Raw genomic sequence first — 19,340 nt, forward strand, 5'->3', positions numbered from 1 at the left:
GCTCGCCGAACGTGAGAAGAGGGGCGGCATTGCAGACGATAACGGCCGGACCGGCGGCCAAGACGGATCGCCGCCTATCCACCGCGATAGCGATCGCGCGGCTGACCGGGATCATGGGGATCGTCTATGTCCACGCCTGGACCGGGCGGACCGCGGAAGAGCTGGCGGCGGTCGCGTTCAGTTGGCAGGCGGTTCTCCGTACCGTGCTGAGCGAGATGTTCGGGCGCAGCGCGGTGCCGCTGCTCGGCATGATCTCGGGCTGGCTGGTGGTCTCGACCGCGACGCGCCGAAGTTACGGCCCGTTCCTGCTCGGCAAGGCGCGGACGATCCTGCTCCCGATGGTCCTGTGGAATGCGATCGCGATTGTGCTGGTCGGGGCGGCGGCAACGTTCGGCGACCTGAAAGCGCCGACGCCGTCGAGTCTCGGCTGGACGCTGAACGAACTCGTGCCGCTCGTCCACGCCAACGACATCAACGTGCAGATGCCGTTCTTACGCGATCTTTTCGTGTGCATGATGCTCGCCCCGCTGCTGGTGCGGGCGTCGAGCGCGTGGCTTGCTGCGGTGGCGCTGGTGGTGGCCGTTTGGAGCGTCTCGGCGATGCACATCCCGCTACTTCTCCGGCCGCAGATCCTGCTGTTCTTCACCGCTGGGATCGCCGCGCGGCGGTTCGGTCTGGCGGAGCGCGTGGCGGGCTGGCCGGTTGCGGTGTGTGCGCTGCCATTCGTGGTGCTGATCGCGCCGAGGCTCTGGACCGCGTTGCTCGGGAACGTCTTTTTCGATGCGCATCCGCATGCGATGGCGGCGTTCGACATAGTGTTTCGATTGGCGTCGGCCGTGCTGTTCTGGCGGTTGGCTTGGGCGCTGGCGGGGAGTGGCGTCGCGGATCGGTTGCGGGCGGCGGAGCGCTACGGGTTTCTCGCGTTCTGCGATCATCTGGTGCTGTTGTGGTTGTTCGGGCCGGTGATCGGTCTGGCGACCGGCGCGTTGGGAGCAGGGCTGTATCCGGCGTATCTGCTGGTACAGCCGTTGCTGGTGCTTGGGGTTACGGTCGTTCTGGGGCGGGGGTTGATGACGGTTTCGCCGGTAGTCGCGCGGGTGCTGAGTGGGGGACGGCTGGGGCGGTAGGCTTCAGTTACTGCGTGACGGGGGACCGAGCTGGTTCACCCATTCCTGGTTGTGGACGACGGTCGAGCGGACCGGGCGGCCGGCGGCGTCGAGCCAGGGACGGTAGCGGAAGCGCAGTTCGATCAGGCGGCAGGTGGTCGCGTCGAGCACGCCGTTTCCGCTGGAGCGCGTGACCATGCAGTGCGTGACTTGGCCGTCGGTTTCGACGGTGTAGCGCACGCCGACGATCCCGCCCGCACCGATCACCGCCTCGGCATTGGGGAAATCCTTGTTCTTGAAGCGGCCCTTGAGGAGGCGGGGCGGTGTCTCGTCGCCGCCGTCGCCGTCGCCGGAGCGGCCGCTACCCGTGCCGTTCCCCTCACCACCCGCGCCTGTACCCGGTCCGGGGACTGGCGCGGCGCCGGTCGTGGCGTCGCTGCCAGGGCCGGGTTTTAGAGCAGCGATGACCGGCGGTGGCGGGACGATCGGCGGGATGATCGGTTTGGGGACGACGAGTTCGGTCGCCTTCGAGCGCAGGTTCGCAGGGGACGCTGCGCCTTCGGGGCGATGGCTTTTCGCGGGGCGGGGGACGATCTTTTCGGGCGGCGGCGGTGGTGGCGTGGGACCGACGGCGAAGGTTTTCGGTGCGTCGGGGATTGCGCCGGGGATGCTCACGCCGAGACCCAGGACCAGTGCATAGCCGATGACGGCGCAGAGTAGCGCCGCGCTAGCCGCGGATATCAGGCGGTCGCGCGGGTTCGAGTGGGCGCCGTACATGCTGGGTAATTGGGGAGGCGTGTGGGAGGCGGCAACTGGCTGGCGGCGGGAACCATCACGATCAGAAAGTCCGCCCTTCCGGGGTTCGTTGGTAGGCGGCAGGGTATAGACTTCGACTGGCGCGCTTGGTTTTCGACGCAGAGCCTGCCAATCTCACAAGCACCTCCCCGGCGAAGGCCGGGGTCCAGGTGGAAAGGTTGCTGTAACGAAGCGCTACGCTCCATGAGCGACGTCGCCCAACTGGGCCCCGGCCTCCGCCGGGGTAGTGCTTGCTTGGGTGCGAATAGACCTCATTTGTCGCGTATCGGTTCGGCGTTGGCAGACCTGTACGCTCGGCAGACACTAGAACGGGCGGCGCGACCAAGTCACACCGCCCGTTCTTGGCACGCGCCGCGGGAGTAAATCCCGCGTCGTCGGTCGGCGCTTGAGCGCCGCCGGCCGGGCTTGCTGTTGCGCTAGGCTTCGCCTTGCGCATCGGCATTCGCCTACAGCTTCGCCGTCAACTCCGGCACGATCTTGAACAGATCGCCGACCAAGCCGATGTCCGCGACCTGGAAGATCGGCGCGTCCTCGTCCTTGTTGATCGCGATGATGACCTTCGAGTCCTTCATCCCCGCGAGATGCTGGATCGCGCCCGAGATGCCGACCGCGACATACACTTCCGGGGCGACGATCTTGCCGGTCTGGCCGACCTGATAGTCGTTCGGCGCATAGCCGGCGTCCACGGCAGCGCGCGAGGCACCGACGCCGGCACCGAGCTTGTCCGCCAGCGGATCGATCATCGCATGGAACTGGTCGCTCGAGGCCAGCGCACGGCCGCCCGAGACGATAATCTTCGCGCTGGTCAGCTCGGGACGCTCGTTCTTGGCGATCTCCGAGCCGGCGAAGGTCGAGAGGCCCTTGTCGCCGGTCGATGCGACCGCCTCGATCTCGCCCGAACCACCCTCGGTCGCGGCCTTGGCGAACGCCGTACCGCGGACCGTGATGACCTTCTTCGCGTCGGTCGACTGGACCGTTGCGATCGCGTTGCCGGCGTAGATCGGGCGCGTGAACGTGTCTTCGCTCTCGACCGACAGAATGTCGCTGATCTGCATGAGGTCGAGCAATGCAGCCACGCGGGGCGCGATGTTCTTGCCGTGCGTGGTCGACGGCGCGACGAACGCATCGTGGGTGGCCATCAACTCGACGATCAGCGGCGCGACGTTCTCGGCGAGCGCATGCGCGAATGCAGCGTCGTCGGCGACGTGCACTTTGCCAACGCCAGCGATCTTCGCGGCCGCGGCAGCGACGCCGTCGACGCCCTGGCCGACGACCAGCAGATGGACTTCACCGAGCTGCGAGGCGGCCGTGACCGCCGACAGCGTGGCATCCTTGACGGCCTGACCGTCATGTTCGACCCAGACGAGCGTCTTCACTTGGCGACTCCCATTTCCTTGAGCTTGCCGACCAGCGCGTCTACATCGGCGACCTTGATCCCGGCCGAGCGCTTGGCGGGCTCGACGACCTTCAGCGTGGTCAGGCGCGGCGTCACGTCGACGCCGAAATCGGCCGGCGTCTTCTGCGCCATCGGCTTCGACTTCGCCTTCATGATGTTCGGCAGCGACGCGTAACGCGGCTCGTTGAGGCGCAGATCGGTGGTGATGATCGCGGGCAGCTTGAGCGTGTCCGTCTCCGCACCGCCATCGACTTCGCGCGTCACGTTGACCGAACCGTCGGCGATCTCGACCTTCGACGCGAACGTGCCCTGGCCCCAGTTCAGGAGGCCGGCGAGCATCTGTCCGGTCTGGTTGTTGTCGTCGTCGATCGCCTGCTTGCCGAGGATGACGAGGTCGGGCTTCTCTTCCTCGACGATCTTGGCGAGGATCTTCGCGACGCCGAGCGGCTCGACCTTGGTCTCGCTGACGACGAGGATCGCACGATCGGCACCCATTGCGAGCGCGGTCCGCAACGTTTCCTGGCTCTTCTGCTCGCCGATCGAGACGACGACGATCTCGGTCACGCCCTTGTCCTTGAGGCGGATGGCCTCTTCGACCGCGATCTCGTCGAACGGGTTCATGCTCATCTTGACGTTCGCCAGATCGACGCCCGTTCCGTCCGCCTTCACGCGGGGCTTCACGTTGTAGTCAAGCACGCGCTTGACCGGCACCAGCACCTTCATCGGGATTCCTTCCAAGGTGGATATAGTTCGTTCGCTGACGGCGTTACCCGGCGGCGTTGGCGCGACAGATGGCTGTTTTACGTCGTTTTCGCAAGTGCGGTATGGAAACATCACCATGCCGTAGCGTCACGCCGATCCACCTGTCCGACCAGTCGTGATACCAACGAAAAAGGGCCCGGACGTTTCCGTCCAGGCCCCAATTTCGCACAATCAGTATGCAGTTGGTAGCGTTAGGCCGCGACCTTCTGCACCTCTGCGACAATCTTCTTGGCTGCATCGCCAAGGTCGTTCGCCGGGACGATCGCGAGGCCGGAGTTCGCGAGGATCTCCTTGCCCTTCTCGACATTCGTGCCCTCGAGGCGGACGACCAGGGGCACCGAGAGGTTCACTTCCTTCGCTGCGGCGACGATGCCATCGGCGATGATGTCGCACTTCATGATGCCGCCGAAGATGTTGACCAGGATGCCCTTCACGTTCGGATCCGCGAGGATGATCTTGAACGCCGCCGTCACCTTCTCCTTGTTGGCGCCGCCGCCGACGTCGAGGAAGTTGGCCGGGAACATGCCGTTGAGCTTGATGATGTCCATCGTCGCCATCGCCAGACCGGCGCCGTTGACCATGCAGCCGATGTCGCCATCGAGCTTGATGTAGGCGAGGTCGTACTTCGACGCCTCGAGCTCGGCGGGATCTTCCTCGGTCTCGTCGCGCAGTTCGAGCAGGTCCTTGTGGCGGAACAGCGCGTTGCCGTCGAACGCGACCTTCGCGTCGAGCACCATCAGCTTGCCGTCGTTCGTCACCGCGAGCGGGTTGATCTCGATCTGCTCGGCATCGGTGCCCATGAACGCGTCATACAGCTTCGACGCGGTGTTCGCGGCCTGCTTGGCGAGATCGTCGGTGAGCTTCAGCGCGGCAGCGACGGCGCGGCCGTGGTGCGGCATGAAGCCTGTCGCCTGGTCGATGTCGATCGACTGGATCTTCTCGGGCGTGTCGTGCGCGACTGCCTCGATGTCCATGCCGCCTTCGGTCGAGACTACCATCATCACCCGGCCGGTGGTGCGGTTGAGCGTCAGCGCGAGGTAGAATTCCTTGTCGATGTCGACGCCGTCGGTGACGTACAGGCGGTTGACCTGCTTGCCCGCATCACCCGTCTGGATGGTGACGAGCGTATTGCCGAGCATGTCGGTCGCCGCCGCGCGAACCTCGTCCTCGGTCTTAGCGAGGCGGACGCCGCCCTTGGCATCGGGACCCAGTTCGACGAACTTGCCCTTGCCGCGGCCGCCGGCGTGGATCTGCGCCTTGACGACATAGAGCGGTCCGGGAAGCTTCTTCGAGGCCTCGACAGCCTCCTCGACGGTCAGTGCCGCGAAACCGGCAGGCACGGGGACGCCGAACTTGGCCAGCAGTTCCTTGGCCTGGTATTCATGGATGTTCATCGGGAAGGCTCCACGCAATTTTTAGGAAACTCGGGAATTGGTTGGGCGTAAAGCACAGGGCGGCCAGCAAATCCACCCTTAAGGCATATGCACTTGCGTCTCGTTCTCAATAGACGCGTATCGGGCTGAGTTGATCTGGTTTTCTTGGGACAATTCGCCTTTCGCCGTCGCGCCTTACCGCCCCTATATGCAGGGCATGGCGATCTGGCTCGGCATCCTGCTGTTCCTCGGACCGTGATCGGCATGGAGGCGTTCGCCTATGCCGCGCACCGCTGGGCGATGCATGGCTTCGGCTGGTTCCTGCATGAAAGCCACCACCGTGCGCGCCATGGCAATTGGGAATTGAACGACCTCTACGCGGCGATCTTCGCGGTGCCGTCGTTCGTGCTGCTGCTCGGCGGCGTGCAGCTCGGCTGGTGGCCGGGGTTCGCGTGGATCGGCGCGGGAATCGCGGCCTATGGCGCGATCTATTTCGGGTTCCATGACGTGATCGTGCACCAGCGCATTCCGACCCGGTATCTGCCCAAGTCGAAATACATGAAGCGGATCGTCCAGGCGCACCGGCTCCACCACGTCGTCGAGACGAAGGAGGGCAATGTCAGCTTCGGCTTTCTGGTTGCACCCAAGCCCGAGGATCTGAAGGCCGAACTCAAGCGGCGATCGCGTGCGGGGATTCGCGCGCCGGCCCGGTCACGGGCGGCTGCATCCCAAGCTGCCGAATCGTAGGGCGTTTGGAGAATAGTAACCACTTGGGGAGCAGTGTCCCGGACATGACACAGCCCGTCCCCATCCCTCCCGCCGAACCGAAGGGCGAGGAACTCCGCCAGGCGCTACGCAAGGCCGTCAAGATGCGCGCGCACCTGCGCGATCGGGGCCAGACGCGATTCGAAATCGAGGTGACCGACCTGTCGCTTTCGGGATTTCGCGCGGAGACTAGCTTTACGTTGTGGCCGGGGACCGTGGTGTGGCTGACCCTGCCGGGTCTGGCGGCGCTGGAGGCGGTGGTCGCGTGGCGTGACAAGTTCAAATATGGCTGCGCATTCGCCAAGCCGCTGCACCCTGCGGTGTTCGATCACATCGTTGCGCTGAGCCAGCGATAGGACGCTAGCTTGTTCTCCTGCGAACGCAGGAGCCCAGGATTACTCCGCCCCGGCTTTGGTTACCCTGAATTCCGCGTCCGCAGGAAAACAGCTAGGGACGTCGGCAAAGCCGTCGTCGGTCGGTTCGGTGTTCCCGAACCGCCGGCCGATCCGGACGCTGCTCGCTATCGAGCACCGGCGCGGACATTGCCGCGCCTGCGTCCGTCTTCAGTCGAACAAACTCGACACGCTCGTCTCGTCCGCGATCCGCTTGATCGCCTCGCCGAGCAGCGGCGCGATCTGGAGATGGCGGATTTTGCCATGCGCGCCCTTGATGACGTCGTGGTTGCCGATCGAGTCGGTGATTACCAATTCGCGCAGCTCCGAGCCTTCGACTCGCGCCACCGCACCGCCCGACAGCACGCCGTGCGTGACATAAGCGACCACGTCCTCGGCACCCGCTTCCTTTAGCGCCGCCGCCGCGTTGCACAGCGTCCCCGCCGAATCGACGATATCGTCGATCAGGATGCAGAAGCGCCCCTCGACCTCGCCGATGATGTTCATCACCTCCGACTCGCCCGCGCGCTCGCGGCGCTTGTCGACGATCGCGAGCGGCGCGTTGTCGAGCCGCTTGGCGAGCACACGCGCACGCACCACGCCGCCGACGTCGGGCGACACGACCATCAGATTCTTGCCCTTGAACCGCGCGAGGATGTCCGCCGACATCACCGGCGCCGCGTAGAGATTGTCGGTCGGGATATCGAAGAACCCCTGGATCTGGCCGGCATGCAGGTCGACCGACAGGACGCGGTTGGCACCGGCGACGGTGATCAGGTTGGCAACCAGCTTGGCCGAGATCGGCGTGCGCGGACCCGGCTTCCGGTCCTGCCTCGCGTACCCCATGTACGGGATAACCGCGGTAATTCGCCGCGCCGACGCACGCTTGAGCGCGTCGATCATGATCAGCAATTCCATGAGGTTGTCGTTGGCGGGATAGCCGGTGGACTGGATCACGAACACGTCCTCGCCGCGGACATTCTCGTTGATCTCGACGAACACCTCCTCGTCCGCGAACCGCCGCACGCTGACGTCGGTCAGCGGAATCTCGAGATAGGCGGAGATTTCCTGCGCCAGCGGCAGGTTCGAATTGCCGGTCATCAGTTTCATGAAGCTATTTCCCGCTCGATATTCCGCAACCCTTAGGCGCAGCTTCCCGTTGGTGGAAGGGTTTGCCCGTCGCCGCGCCGCTCCGTACAGCAGCCACATGACCGTAATCACCCGTTTCGCTCCCTCGCCCACCGGCCGGCTGCACGTCGGCAACATCCGCACCGCCCTCCACAACTGGATGTTCGCGCGGGCCAATGGCGGGAAGTTCGTGCTCAGGATCGACGACACCGATCCCGAACGCAGCGAAGAGCGCTTCGTCGACGCGATCCGCGCCGATCTCGACTGGCTCGGGATGACGCCCGACGCGGAGGAGCGGCAGTCGGCGCGGTTCGCGCTGTACGAGGCGCGGTTCGCGGCGCTGGTCGCGAGCGGACAAGTGTATCCGGCATACGAGACGACGCAGGAGCTCGACCTGAAGCGGAAGATCCAGGCCGGGCGCGGATTGCCGCCGATCTACGATCGCGCTGCGTTGGCGTTGACCGAAGAGGCCCGCGCTAAGCTGGAAGCGGATGGGGTGAAGCCGCACTGGCGGTTCAAGCTCGATCACGACTCGGCGATCGCGTGGGACGATCTGATCCGCGGCGCGGCGCATTTCGAGGCGAAGACGATGAGCGATCCGGTCATCCGGCGTGCCGACGGGTCGTGGCTGTATATGCTGCCATCGGCGATCGACGATGCCGAGATGGGCGTGACGCACGTCGTGCGCGGCGAGGATCACGTGTCGAACACCGCTCTCCAGTTGCAGATGTTCGCAGCGCTCGGAGTCACGCCCCCACGGTTTGCACATGAGGCGTTGCTGACGGGAGCGGAGGGCAAGCTGTCGAAGCGGCTTGGCTCGCTCGGCGTCGATCATTTCCGCGAGGTCGGGATCGAACCGCAGGCGGTGCGCGCGCTGCTGGCGCGGATCGGGACGAGCGACCCGGTCGAGCCGATCGCCGACGCCGCGCCGCTGATCGCGGGCTTCGACTTTGCGCGGTTCGGGCGCGCGCCAGCGCGGTTCGACGAGGCGGAATTGTCGGCGCTGAACGCGCGGATTTTACACGCGCTGCCGTTCGAAGCGGTGGCTGAGCGGTTGCCCGAGGGGATGAATGTGGCGGCCTGGGAGGCGGTGCGGCCGAACCTCGTGACGCTGGCGGATGCGGCGGATTGGTGGAGGGTGATCGAGGGACCGATCGTGGTCGAGGGCGACGTGGAGGCCGAGTATCTCGATCAGGCGCTGACAGCGGCGGGGGAGATCGATTGGTCGAGCGACCCTTGGCACGCGCTGACTGCGCGGCTGAAGGCGGAGACCGAGCGGAAGGGCAAGGCGCTGTTCCTGCCGTTGCGCCGTGCGCTGACCGGGCGCGATCATGGGCCGGACATGGCGGCCTTGCTGCCGTTGATCGGGCGCGAGCGGGCTTTGGAGCGACTCGCAGCGCGGTGATCTCGCGGTCACCGACAAAGTTCGACCCGTAAAAAGCATGTTCTCCCGCGAAGGCGGGAGTCCAGTCTGGGCTCCCGCCTTCGCGGGAGAACAAGAAGGGGCGGGCCGGCGGTCGATCCGAGCGAATCGGATCATCCCTCGTCGCGATAGGGAAGCCCCACCCCTTCCCAAGCACCACCCCGGCGAAGGCCGGGGCCCAGTTGGAAAGGTCGCAGTAACGAAGCGCCGGCTTCAGTTAGCAACGTCCCCCAACTGGGCCCCGGCCTCCGCCGGGGTGGTGGATGTATCGACGATAGGTGCTGCCCAACTGGCCGAGCCCGCACGTCAGACCTGTCCGTCGTGTCCGTCGTGTCCGTCGTGTCGCGGACGTCACTGGCGCCGATCAGACGCCGATTCGAAAGCACCCGCCTCGCCCCCCCAACCCCCTTGCCTCTGAAATGTAATGATGTACCATCCCAAACGGCGGTACCTATCTCGCCGCCATCCTCAAGGAGAATCAGGGGAGACGGACCATGTACGCGGATCGACCAAACCGGACGGGCGGATTCAATCCCGGGAGCCTCGGCGTCGCGCTGGCTATCAACTGCGCGGTGATCGGAGCCTTGTTCTTCGCGGCGCCTAACGTGCTGCCGTTCGTGCCCGACAAACCGCTCATAACCTATGTGCCGTACACTCCGCCGCCGCCACCCGAACCGGTGCCGCTCGCCGACTCGCTGATCCGCCAGCAACCGCGTCCCGCCCCACGTCCTGATGCGCCGATCACAATAGTGCAGATACCGCAAACCGACGGCTTCACGGTCGCCCCCGATCCGCTCCCCTACACGCCGCCGATCGGCATCGAAGGCACCGGAACAGGCACCGTGGCGGTCGATCCGCCAAAGCCCGCACCGGTGTTCGTCCAGCCCGGCATCGACCCACGCTACGCCGCCGACTTTCAGCCGAGCTATCCGTCCGAAGAACGCCGCGCCGAACGCGAGGGCCGCGTCGTATTGCGCGTACTGGTCGGCACCGATGGCCGCGTGAAACAGGTCGAGCGGATCAGCGCGACCACCGACGCCTTCTACCGCGCGACGCTCGACCGGGCACTGGCGAAGTGGCGGTTCAAGCCGGCGACCCGCGACGGCGTTCCGGTCGAGGCATGGCGATCGATGGCGCTGACGTTTGTCCTCCAGAACTAAAGCTTAAGGGGCGCGGGGCTGGCCTAGCCGGCTCCGTCCCCCTATCTTGGCGCGCATGGGCTTTTTCAGTCGCTTCACGCCGATCGTCGCCTATCGCGACCTGCGGCTTTTCGTCAGCCAGCGCCGGCCGTACGAACTCATCTTTCTCGTGGCCGCGCTCGGCGTCACCAGCTTCCTGATCTACGCGTTCATGAAGGATTCGTACGTCGAGAAGGAATATCGCCCGAAGATCATCTATGTCGAGCAATGGCCCGCGGATCGCACCGACGCGCAGATCGTCGCGCAGCAAAAGATCGACGCGCCGATCAAGGCCAAGGCGCTCGCCGAGCAGAAGGCCCGCGAGGATGCGCAGCGCGCCTCGTTCAAGCGACTCGACGACAAGCTCAAGGCGATGGGAATCTGACCGACTCGCGCTGGATGGGGGCTGCACTGGCGCTCGCCGAGCGCGGTCGCGGCAGGACGGCGCCCAACCCCAATGTCGGCTGCGTGATCGCGCGCGACGGGCGCGTCGTTGGACGCGGCTGGACGCAGCCGGGTGGTCGTCCGCATGCCGAGGCAATGGCGCTGGCCGAGGCCGGTGCGAAAGCACAGGGGGCCACGGCTTACGTCACGCTCGAGCCCTGCGCGCATCAATCGTCACGCGGGACGGCCTGCAGCGAGCTTCTGATCGAGGCTGGCGTTGCGCGCGTTGTCGCAGCGCTTGAGGATCTCGACGCTCGAACGTCCGGCCAGGGGTTCGCGCGGCTTCAAGCGGCAGGCATCATCGTCACGCGCGGCATTCGCTCGGACGAGGCCCGCCGTTCGATGGCCGGCTTCCTGACGCGGCAGGCGCTTGGCCGCCCCCATGTCACCCTGAAGCTCGCCACATCGCTCGACGGCTGTATCGCGATGGCGGACGGATCGAGTCGCTGGATCACCGGCCCGGAGGCGCGGGCGCACGCGCATCTCGAGCGGAGTCGGCACGAAGCGATTCTCGTCGGGCGCGGCACGTACGAGGCCGACGCACCGCGACTCGACGTGCGATTGCCAGGCTTGAAAGAGCGCGCGCCGAAGCGCGTACTCCTGTCGACCAAGCTTACCGTTTCCCCCTCCCCTTCCCCCCGTCATTCCAGCGAAAGCTGGAATATCCCCGTTGCCGGCCACGACGGAGCCTCACGGGGAGACCCCAGCTTTCGCTGGGGTGACGGAATTGGGGCGGGTGACAAAATAACGATTGCAGACGGAATGATCGTGGAGCGAGGAGTTGGAGCAGATGGCCACGCAAATTGGACCGTCATCCCCTCCCCTTCCGACATCGCCACCCTCCCCAATACCGACCACATCCTCGTCGAAGGCGGCGCGGCCGTAGCGTCGGCGTTCCTGTCCGCGGACTTGGTCGACCGTATCCTCCTCTACCGTGCACCGATCCTGATCGGCGGCGGGAAGCACGCACTCCGCGACATCGGCCTCACCGACCTGACCGAAGCGCATGGTCGCTGGGCGATCGTCGATGCGCGGCAACTTGGCATGGACCGGCTCGAGGTCTACGAGCGCGAACGAAACGAGGCATAATGTTCACCGGAATCGTCACCGACATCGGCACCGTTACGCGAGTGGAGTCGCCAGGCGACACGCGCGTCGTCATCGCGACCGCCTATGATACCGCCACCGTCGATCTCGGCGCGTCGATCTCCTGCTCGGGCGTCTGCCTGACTGTCGTCGATAAAGGCCCCAGCTGGTTCGCGGTCGACGTCTCCGGCGAGACGATCAGCCGCACCGCCGAGGACCAGTGGACCGAAGGCCGGAAGTTCAACCTCGAACGCGCGATGAAGCTCGGCGACGAACTCGGCGGTCACATCGTCACGGGGCATGTCGACGGCCTCGGCACCGTCGTCGCGGTCAGTGAGGAAGGCGGCTCGCACCGCGTCACGATCCGTGCCGGCGCCGACATCGCGCCGTTCATCGCGCCCAAGGGTTCGGTCACCGTCGACGGCGTCTCGCTCACCGTGAACACCGTTCAGGACATCGATGGAGAGGTCGAGTTCGGCCTCAACATCATCCCGCATACCTGGAGCGTCACCACGCTCGGGACGATCCACGTGGAACAGTCGGTCAACATCGAGATCGACGTCCTCGCCCGCTATCTCCAACGCATGGAACATTACCGTGTCAAAGCCAGCTGAACTCGCCCGTCTGAAGCACGGTTATCTTTCCAGCCCCGAAGAGATCATCGACGAAGCGCGTAACGGCCGGATGTTCATCCTGGTCGATGACGAGGACCGCGAGAACGAGGGCGACCTCGTCATCCCCGCGCAGATGGCGACCCCTGAGAAGATCAACTTCATGGCCAAATACGGCCGCGGCCTGATATGCCTCGCGCTCACCAGGGAGCGGACCGAGGAACTTGGGCTCGAGCTGATGAGCCGCAACAACGGCACCCGGCACGAGACCGCGTTCACCGTATCGATCGAGGCGCTCGAAGGCGTCACCACCGGCATCTCCGCAGCCGATCGCGCGCGCACCATCGCAGTCGCGGTCGATGCGACCAAGGGCAAGCCGGACATCGTCACCCCCGGCCACGTCTTCCCGCTGGTCGCGCGCGACGGCGGCGTGCTCGTGCGCGCCGGTCATACCGAAGCGGCGGTCGACGTCGCACGGCTCGCCGGGCTCAACCCCTCGGGCGTGATCTGCGAGATCATGAACGAGGACGGCACGATGGCGCGGATGGACGACCTCGTCACCTTTGCGCAGTTCCACAACGTCAAGATCGGCACGATCCGCGATCTGATCGCCTATCGCCGCCGCCACGATCACCTCGTCGAGAAGCGCGCGGAGGCGAAGTTTACCTCCGAATGGGGCGGCGACTGGAGCGCGCTGACGTTCTGGAACAAGGCGACCGGCACCGAGCAGGTCGCGCTGGTCAAGGGCAAGATCGACCCCGCCAAGCCGACGCTGGTCCGCATGCACGCGCTGTCGCCGTTTGCGGACATCTTCGGCGAATCGGGCGATCGCGGTCGCATCCTCGCACGCTCGATGCAGATGATCGCGGACGAGGGCGCCGGCGTGATCGTCGTCATCAACCGCCCGCGCAGCAACACCTTCACCTCGGCGGTGATGAAGAAGGCGGGCGCGGAGATCACCCCGGACATGGAGGAACTGCGCGACTACGGCGTCGGCGCGATGATCCTGACCGAGCTCGGCGTCCACGACATGGTGCTGATCACCAACACGCATCACACGCTGGTCGGCCTCGACGGCTATGGCCTGTCGATCGTCGGCGAGCGCCCGATCGCGTCCCTGAACACGGAAAAGAGCAACTGATGGCGCATCTCCTCATCGTCGAAGCCCGGTTCTACGATCACCTCAACGACCTGCTCGTCGAGGGTGCGAAGGCCGCGATCGAAGCCGCCGGCCACACGCACGAGACGATCACCGTGCCCGGCGCGCTCGAAGTTCCCGGAGCGATCGCGCTGGCAGCCGAGAGTGAAACGTTCGACGCCTATGTCGCGCTTGGCGTCGTGATCCGCGGCGAGACCTATCATTTCGAGATCGTCGCGGGCGAGAGCGCACGCGGGATCATGCAGCTGACGATGGACGGCCTGCCCATCGGCAACGGCATCCTGACCACCGAGAACGAGGCGCAGGCTCTCACGCGCGCAAAGCCCACCGAAGGCGACAAGGGCGGCGGCGCAGCCAAGGCCGCGCTGGCGATGCTGGCGCTGAAGGACCGCTTCCTCGCGTGAGACATGCGTGGGTGAGGTGATCAACCTGCGGCTTGCACGGAAGCAGCGGGCTCGGGCCGATGCCGCGGTGCGCGCGAACCAGAACCGGCGGGTGTTTGGACGGACGACCGCGGAGAAGGCAGCGGAAGCGGCTGTGAAGGCTCGGATGGACAGGACGCTGGATGATGCAAAGCTAGAAAGCCCCGCACCCGACAAACCTCCGGAATAACCTCAACGTCACCCTTCCCCTGACTAAGGATGAGCGTGGTACTCAGCGTTGTCCCTCGTAATTCTCTTCGCGAACGCCGCGTCTGCGATCCTCCCCCGCCAGGGGGAGGATCGTTTGAGTGGCGTCGTGCGGCACGATGCCCTTCCTTGTTCTCCCGCGAAGGCGGGAGCCCAGTCTGGATCCCCGCCTTCGCGGGGAAACAAATCCTAGAATAGCGCCCGACAGCCACACTCTCCACTCCTCTCCACAGGAACGTCGCGACCGCCGCGCCGTTATGCCCCCGTAACAAAGGGGCCATCATGATTTCGGATGCGAATGCGACGCTGCTCGCCAAGCTCGGCTTTGCCGCGCGCGGGGTGGTGTACATCCTTGTCGGCTGGTTCGCGGTCGATGCAGCGCTGCACGGCGGCGAGATTGCCGACAACCAAGGCGCGATCGGGTCGATGGCAGGCGGGCCGCTCGGCCCCGTACTGCTGGCGATCGTCGCGGCGGGGCTGCTCGGCTACGCGATCTGGCGGCTGACCGAAGCCGCAGCGAACCCGGAGCAGATCACCCGCGATGCCAAGGGAAGTCTCAGGCGGATCGGCCATGTTGTCAGCGGCATCGCGCACTTGATACTCGCCTGGACTGCGACCCGGCTCGCACTCGATCTGGGCAAGGGCAAGATCGCCGTCTCGCCCGGCGACGAGAGTGCGCGCGACTGGACCGCGTTGTTGCTCGACCAGCCCGCCGGACGCCTCCTGGTCGGCGCGGTCGCGATCGGGATCCTCGTCGCCGCATTCCAGCAGGCGCAGAAGGCGTGGCGCGGCGACTTCATCCACGACCTGCGCGGCGATGCCCCTGCCCCCGGCTATGTCTGCACGATGGGCCGGATCGGCTACGGCGCGCGCGCGCTCGTGTTCCTGATCGTTGCCGGGCTGTTCGCCCTTGCGGCGTGGACCGCGCACGCCAGCGACGCAGGCGGGGTGGCTGAAGCACTGGAACGGCTGCAATCACAACCGGGCGGCAAATGGCTGCTCATGCTGACCGGGATCGGGCTGGCGCTGTTCGGCGCATACAGCTTGGTCGAGGCGCGCTTTCGCCGGCTTCACGTCGACCTGCCGGGCACCGACTAAACCGAACGACAGCATATCGTTAAGATGCGGCGCTTAACGAAGATCAGTATGTACACGATCGCCTTCGACGTTCCGACCAAGACGCTCACCATCGTCACCGAGGGGTTCTGGTCGCTCGCGACGACCGCGGCGTTCTCCGCCGAACTACTGGCGCGGGGTACGGCTGCCCGCCTGTATCACGGCCGGTTCGTCGTGCTCGCCGACCTGCGCAAGGCGGCGATCCAGCCGTTGAAGGTGGTCGATGCGCTCGAAGCGATGATGCCCAAGGCGCTCAAGGTGACGTCCGCGCCGATCGCGGCAGTGGTGGCGTCGCATTTGGCCAAGCTCCAGACCGAACGCTATCTGAAAGCCGAGAACTGCCGGACCTTCCTCGACATCGACGAGGCAAAGGCCTGGCTTGCGGGTGATAGCCACGCCGCCTAACGGGCTTCAGTCCTGCGGTGCGGTCTCGAGCAACGCCGCCTCGACCTCTTCGATCGTGATGCCGAATGCGCCGGCAAGCCCCGACAAGGACGCGCCACGATCGGCGAGCGTGCGGATTCTGGCAGTATCTACGATCGTCTTGTAGCTGCGCGTGTCGCGGTCGGTCTTTGACTCCGCGCCACTACGCGCGAGCGCGCCCGAACGGCGGCGTTTGGAGATCTTCAGCGCCTCGACGTCGTTGGTCGGCGGCGCATCGAGCCGCGCTTTGATCCGCTGATCCTCCTCGATCCGCCGGCTTTCGCGGGCGCGTTCGCGCTCCTGGGACTGGAGGTCACGTTGTGCGGCACGCGATTCGGATCGCTGTTCGGACGCGGCAAGCCGCTCCTTCGCGCGCTGCTCGCGGCCGTTGGCACGCTCCTCCGCGCGCTTTGCGGCACGGTCGGCGGTGCCGGGCATGAGCGGCCCCGTTCCCCTGCCGCCGCTCGGCCAGCCGTCGCTCATTACACATCCTGTCGTCACCGGTGCGCCGTACGACGCGGAGGCGCGCTGCTAGGCGATGGTGGCGCGGGTGACTAGGGGGTCGTCCCTCACGATCCTCCCCCGCCAGGGGGATGTGTCGCCGAAGGTGACGGAGGGGGAGGACACGGAACGACGGTTTGCGCGGGCCTCCCCCTCCGTCAGGCTGGCGCCTGCCACCTCCCCCTTGCGGGGGAGGATCGAGCGTCGCCCGTCGTCAGGCGTTCGCAGTCTCGAGCGCGGGGTAGTCGATATAGCCCTCGGGACCCTGGCTGTACCACGTCTTCGCATCGTCCTTTGCGAGCGGCGCGCCGGTGCGCAAACGCTCGGGCAAGTCGGGGTTCGCGATGAACGGACGACCGAAGCTGATCGCATCGGCATCACCCGTGTCGAGCTCAGCCTGCGCCTTTTCCAGCGTATCGTAATCCGAGTTCACGATCAGCACGCCCTTGAACACTTTCCGGATCGCCGGGCTGAGCTTTGGCACATCGGTCTTGCCGAACGTGCCGTCGGGGCCGGGCTCGCGCAGTTCGAGGAACGCGATGCCGAGGTCGGATAGCGCCTTGGCGGCGGCGGTGAACAGCGGCTCGGGGTTGCTGTCGTCGACACCCTGCGAATCACCGTTCGGCGACAGGCGGACGCTGGTGCGGTCAGCTCCTGCGACCGAGATCACGCGCTCGGCGACTTCGCGGAGCAGGCGAACGCGGTTCTCGATCGAGCCGCCATATTCGTCGGTGCGGAAATTGGCGTTGTCGCGCAGGAACTGGTCGATCAGATAGCCATTCGCCGCGTGGATCTGCACGCCGTCAAAGCCGGCCGCGAGTGCGTTCCTGGTCGCCAGCTCGTAGTCGGCCAGCAGGCGCGGGATCTCGTTGGTCTCGAGCGGACGCGCGACCTCGAAATCCTTCTTGCCCTCGAACGTGTGCGCCTGGCCTTCGGTCGCGGTTGCCGACGACGACACGGGCTGCGTCTCGTACACCGACGAATGGCCCTGGCGACCCATGTGCCATAGCTGCGCGACGATCCGGCCGCCAGCGGCGTGGACCGAGTCGGTGACGGGCTTCCACGCGGCGACCTGCGCGTCGGTCCACAGACCCGGCGCGAACGGCCAGCCGAGGCCTTCGCGGCTGATGCCGGTGGCTTCCGAGATGATCAGGCCGGCGCTCGCCCGCTGCGTATAATACTCGACCATCATGTCGGTCGGAACGGCATCCTTGTCGGCACGCCCACGCGTGAGCGGCGCCATGATGATGCGGTTCGGCGCGTCGACGGCGCCAAGGGTAATCGGATCGAATAGGCTAGGCATGGAAGCTCCTTATTGGCCTGACGGGGGGAAGATAGGAGGCTACAGCGCGGCATGCATCGCCCCGACCCGCAAAGATTATCTAGCGCGCCCGATACGCCGCGCGGTTTGACGACGGAGGCGAACAGTGTCGCTGCGCCGGGCCTGATCGCGTTCGCGGCGCTGGTGGTGGCGAACGTCGCACTCGCATTCGGGCCGTGGTTCGTCCGCGCGACCGAGGTCGGACCGGTGGCGGCGGGGTTCTGGCGGCTGACGCTCGCGGTGCCGTTCCTGGTCGTCCTCGCGGTCCAGCAGGGCGCGCGACCCAGGCGGCTCGGGTGGAAATTATGGGCCGGGCTGCTCGCGGGCGGGGTTTGCTTCGCGGCCGATCTCGGTACCTGGCACCTCGGGATCCTGCGGACGACGCTCGCCAACGCGACGCTGTTCGGCAACGTCGCGACGCTGATCTTTCCGATCTACGGCTTCCTGATCGTACGAAGCTGGCCGACGCGGACGCAAGGGTTCGCGCTGGCGCTGGCGGCGGCAGGCGGCGCATTGCTGCTCGGGCGGTCGTACCAGCTCGATGCGAAGAACCTCGCGGGCGATCTGTTCTGCCTGCTCGCGGGGCTGCTCTACACCGTCTATTTCATCCTGATGGCGCGCGCCCGGGCGACGCTCGCCCCGGTTTCCGCGCTGACCTTGTCGACGCTGGCGGGGATCGTGCCGCTGCTGGTGTTCGCGCTGGCGATGGGCGAACGCGTGCTGCCGACGCACTGGGGGCCGCTGATCGGGCTCGCTTTGTGCAGCCAGGTGCTCGGCCAGGGGCTGATGATCTATGCGCTCGGCCGTTTCACGCCGCTGGTGATCGGGATCGCGCTGCTGATCCAGCCGGTGGTGGCGGGGCTGGTCGGCTGGCTGGTGTATGGCGAGCGGCTCGGGACGGCGGATCTGGTCGGCGTCGTGATGGTCGCGGTCGCGCTGGTGCTCGTGCGTCAGGGCCCTCCCCCCGCATTACCTCTTGAAGACGCGCTTGATACGCCTGATTTTGGACGGCAGGAGACGGTATGACCCAGGACCTTACGCTCGACGAAATCCGCGCCCTGCTGGCGCCCGGCATCGCCGCCAACGCGGCGTTCGACGGCTGGAGCGACGCCGCGCGCGACATGGCTGCGCAGGCCGAGGGGATCGACACCGACATCGCCGCGCTCGCGTTCAAGGACGGCCCGGTCGACATGATCGACGCGTGGTTCGCGCATATCGACGGCGTCATGCTCGCCGCAGTGCCGCCCGAGCGGTTGGCGGTCATGAAGGTACGCGAGAAGATCACCGCGCTGGTCGAGGCGCGGCTCGACGCAACGTCGATCGATCGCGAATCGCTGCGGCGCGCGCTGGCGATCCTCGCGCTTCCGCAGAATCTTGCGAAGGCTACGCGGCTCGGCTGGCGGACGGTTGACACGATCTGGCGTGCAGCCGGCGATGTCGCGACGGACTATAATTATTACACCAAGCGGACGATCCTGCTCGGCGTGTATGCGTCGACGATCACGGTGTTTCTCGACGACGAGAGCGAGGGCCTCGCTGAAACGCGGGCGTTCCTCGGTCGCCGGATCAATGGGATCATGCAGTTCGAGAAGGCCAAGGCCGGGTTCCTCAAGCGTACCGAACACGGTTTCAGCCTGTCGCGATTCGTTGGCCGCCTGCGCTATCCGACTGCCTGAAGCCACCAATACTTGGCTAAGTGTCTCTGTATCCT

General features: G+C 66.0%; 21 protein-coding genes and 1 pseudogene. 15 read left to right on the forward strand and 7 right to left on the reverse strand.

Going from position 1 to position 19,340, the window contains the following annotated elements:
- Positions 1-29: 29 nt before the first annotated feature.
- Positions 30-1,127 (forward strand): acyltransferase family protein, encoded by a 1,098-nt coding sequence (locus U1763_RS15725; RefSeq protein ID WP_332755932.1) that lies wholly within the window; start codon positions 30-32, stop codon positions 1,125-1,127.
- 3 nt (positions 1,128-1,130) lie between these two features.
- On the opposite strand, the gene U1763_RS15730 is transcribed toward U1763_RS15725, so the two are convergent.
- From U1763_RS15730 to sucC, 4 genes are all read right to left on the reverse strand, one after another.
- Positions 1,131-1,883, reverse strand: coding sequence for an energy transducer TonB (locus tag U1763_RS15730; RefSeq protein WP_332755933.1), 753 nt, complete (start codon positions 1,881-1,883; stop codon positions 1,131-1,133).
- A 485-nt stretch (positions 1,884-2,368) separates the two neighbouring features.
- On the reverse strand, positions 2,369-3,298 hold the full coding sequence (locus U1763_RS15735; protein ID WP_332755934.1) for an electron transfer flavoprotein subunit alpha/FixB family protein: 930 nt from the start codon (positions 3,296-3,298) through the stop codon (positions 2,369-2,371).
- A complete protein-coding gene (locus U1763_RS15740) occupies positions 3,295-4,041 on the reverse strand; it encodes an electron transfer flavoprotein subunit beta/FixA family protein (RefSeq protein ID WP_056064107.1) in 747 nt (248 codons plus the stop codon). Before U1763_RS15740 ends, U1763_RS15735 begins: the two co-directional genes overlap by 4 nt.
- Before the next feature lie 230 nt (positions 4,042-4,271).
- Positions 4,272-5,474: an ADP-forming succinate--CoA ligase subunit beta gene (sucC, locus tag U1763_RS15745; RefSeq protein ID WP_332755935.1), complete on the reverse strand. Its 1,203-nt coding sequence runs from the start codon at positions 5,472-5,474 to the stop codon at positions 4,272-4,274.
- Positions 5,475-5,670: 196 nt separating this feature from the next.
- Between sucC and U1763_RS15750 the strand changes: the two are divergent.
- Both U1763_RS15750 and U1763_RS15755 read left to right on the forward strand, forming a co-directional pair.
- Positions 5,671-6,200: pseudogene (locus U1763_RS15750) on the forward strand (sterol desaturase family protein).
- A gap of 44 nt (positions 6,201-6,244) precedes the next feature.
- Entirely contained in the window at positions 6,245-6,574 is a 330-nt protein-coding gene (locus tag U1763_RS15755) for a PilZ domain-containing protein (RefSeq protein WP_055874768.1), read from the forward strand.
- A 207-nt stretch (positions 6,575-6,781) separates the two neighbouring features.
- On the opposite strand, the gene U1763_RS15760 is transcribed toward U1763_RS15755, so the two are convergent.
- Positions 6,782-7,720 (reverse strand): ribose-phosphate pyrophosphokinase, encoded by a 939-nt coding sequence (locus tag U1763_RS15760; protein WP_132735034.1) that lies wholly within the window; start codon positions 7,718-7,720, stop codon positions 6,782-6,784.
- A 97-nt stretch (positions 7,721-7,817) separates the two neighbouring features.
- Here U1763_RS15760 and gltX point away from each other — a divergent pair, with 97 nt between their 5' ends.
- The 10 genes from gltX (at position 7,818) to U1763_RS15810 (ending at position 15,789) form a co-directional block, all read left to right on the forward strand.
- Positions 7,818-9,143, forward strand: a complete 1,326-nt coding sequence (gene gltX, locus U1763_RS15765) for a glutamate--tRNA ligase (RefSeq protein ID WP_332755936.1) — start codon at positions 7,818-7,820, stop codon at positions 9,141-9,143.
- A gap of 512 nt (positions 9,144-9,655) precedes the next feature.
- Complete coding sequence (locus U1763_RS15770; protein WP_332755937.1) at positions 9,656-10,321, forward strand: TonB family protein; 666 nt, start codon at positions 9,656-9,658, stop codon at positions 10,319-10,321.
- Positions 10,322-10,376: 55 nt separating this feature from the next.
- Positions 10,377-10,724, forward strand: a complete 348-nt coding sequence (locus U1763_RS15775) for a hypothetical protein (protein ID WP_332755938.1) — start codon at positions 10,377-10,379, stop codon at positions 10,722-10,724.
- Between the two features lie 14 nt (positions 10,725-10,738).
- Positions 10,739-11,872, forward strand: a complete 1,134-nt coding sequence (ribD, locus tag U1763_RS15780) for a bifunctional diaminohydroxyphosphoribosylaminopyrimidine deaminase/5-amino-6-(5-phosphoribosylamino)uracil reductase RibD (RefSeq protein WP_332755939.1) — start codon at positions 10,739-10,741, stop codon at positions 11,870-11,872.
- Positions 11,872-12,483, forward strand: a complete 612-nt coding sequence (locus U1763_RS15785) for a riboflavin synthase (RefSeq protein ID WP_332755940.1) — start codon at positions 11,872-11,874, stop codon at positions 12,481-12,483. The genes ribD and U1763_RS15785 overlap by 1 nt, the downstream gene beginning before the upstream one ends.
- Positions 12,467-13,621 (forward strand): 3,4-dihydroxy-2-butanone-4-phosphate synthase, encoded by a 1,155-nt coding sequence (ribB, locus tag U1763_RS15790; RefSeq protein WP_332755941.1) that lies wholly within the window; start codon positions 12,467-12,469, stop codon positions 13,619-13,621. Before U1763_RS15785 ends, ribB begins: the two co-directional genes overlap by 17 nt.
- Positions 13,621-14,043 carry a 6,7-dimethyl-8-ribityllumazine synthase gene (gene ribH, locus U1763_RS15795; RefSeq protein ID WP_332755942.1) on the forward strand — a complete coding sequence of 141 codons (423 nt, stop codon included), beginning with the start codon at positions 13,621-13,623 and terminating at the stop codon, positions 14,041-14,043. Before ribB ends, ribH begins: the two co-directional genes overlap by 1 nt.
- A gap of 16 nt (positions 14,044-14,059) precedes the next feature.
- On the forward strand, positions 14,060-14,251 hold the full coding sequence (locus U1763_RS15800; RefSeq protein WP_332756243.1) for a DUF4169 family protein: 192 nt from the start codon (positions 14,060-14,062) through the stop codon (positions 14,249-14,251).
- A gap of 299 nt (positions 14,252-14,550) precedes the next feature.
- The gene (locus U1763_RS15805) at positions 14,551-15,366 is read left to right on the forward strand and encodes a DUF1206 domain-containing protein (RefSeq protein ID WP_132735017.1); all 816 of its coding nucleotides are present in this window, start codon (positions 14,551-14,553) and stop codon (positions 15,364-15,366) included.
- Between the two features lie 48 nt (positions 15,367-15,414).
- Positions 15,415-15,789 (forward strand): hypothetical protein, encoded by a 375-nt coding sequence (locus U1763_RS15810; protein ID WP_132735015.1) that lies wholly within the window; start codon positions 15,415-15,417, stop codon positions 15,787-15,789.
- Positions 15,790-15,795: 6 nt separating this feature from the next.
- Here the strand turns inward: U1763_RS15810 and U1763_RS15815 are convergent, their stop codons facing one another.
- The gene (locus U1763_RS15815; RefSeq protein WP_332755943.1) at positions 15,796-16,290 is read right to left on the reverse strand and encodes a hypothetical protein; all 495 of its coding nucleotides are present in this window, start codon (positions 16,288-16,290) and stop codon (positions 15,796-15,798) included.
- 232 nt (positions 16,291-16,522) lie between these two features.
- Positions 16,523-17,611 carry an alkene reductase gene (locus U1763_RS15820; RefSeq protein ID WP_332755944.1) on the reverse strand — a complete coding sequence of 363 codons (1,089 nt, stop codon included), beginning with the start codon at positions 17,609-17,611 and terminating at the stop codon, positions 16,523-16,525.
- Positions 17,612-17,662: 51 nt separating this feature from the next.
- On the opposite strand from U1763_RS15820, the gene U1763_RS15825 reads away from it, so the two are divergent.
- Both U1763_RS15825 and U1763_RS15830 read left to right on the forward strand, forming a co-directional pair.
- Positions 17,663-18,655 (forward strand): DMT family transporter, encoded by a 993-nt coding sequence (locus tag U1763_RS15825; RefSeq protein ID WP_332755945.1) that lies wholly within the window; start codon positions 17,663-17,665, stop codon positions 18,653-18,655.
- Positions 18,652-19,305 carry a COQ9 family protein gene (locus U1763_RS15830; protein ID WP_332755946.1) on the forward strand — a complete coding sequence of 218 codons (654 nt, stop codon included), beginning with the start codon at positions 18,652-18,654 and terminating at the stop codon, positions 19,303-19,305. Before U1763_RS15825 ends, U1763_RS15830 begins: the two co-directional genes overlap by 4 nt.
- Positions 19,306-19,340 lie beyond the last annotated feature (35 nt).

Origin of the sequence: Sphingomonas sorbitolis (assembly GCF_036663875.1) — a bacterium.
In the GTDB taxonomy this organism is placed as follows: domain Bacteria; phylum Pseudomonadota; class Alphaproteobacteria; order Sphingomonadales; family Sphingomonadaceae; genus Sphingomonas.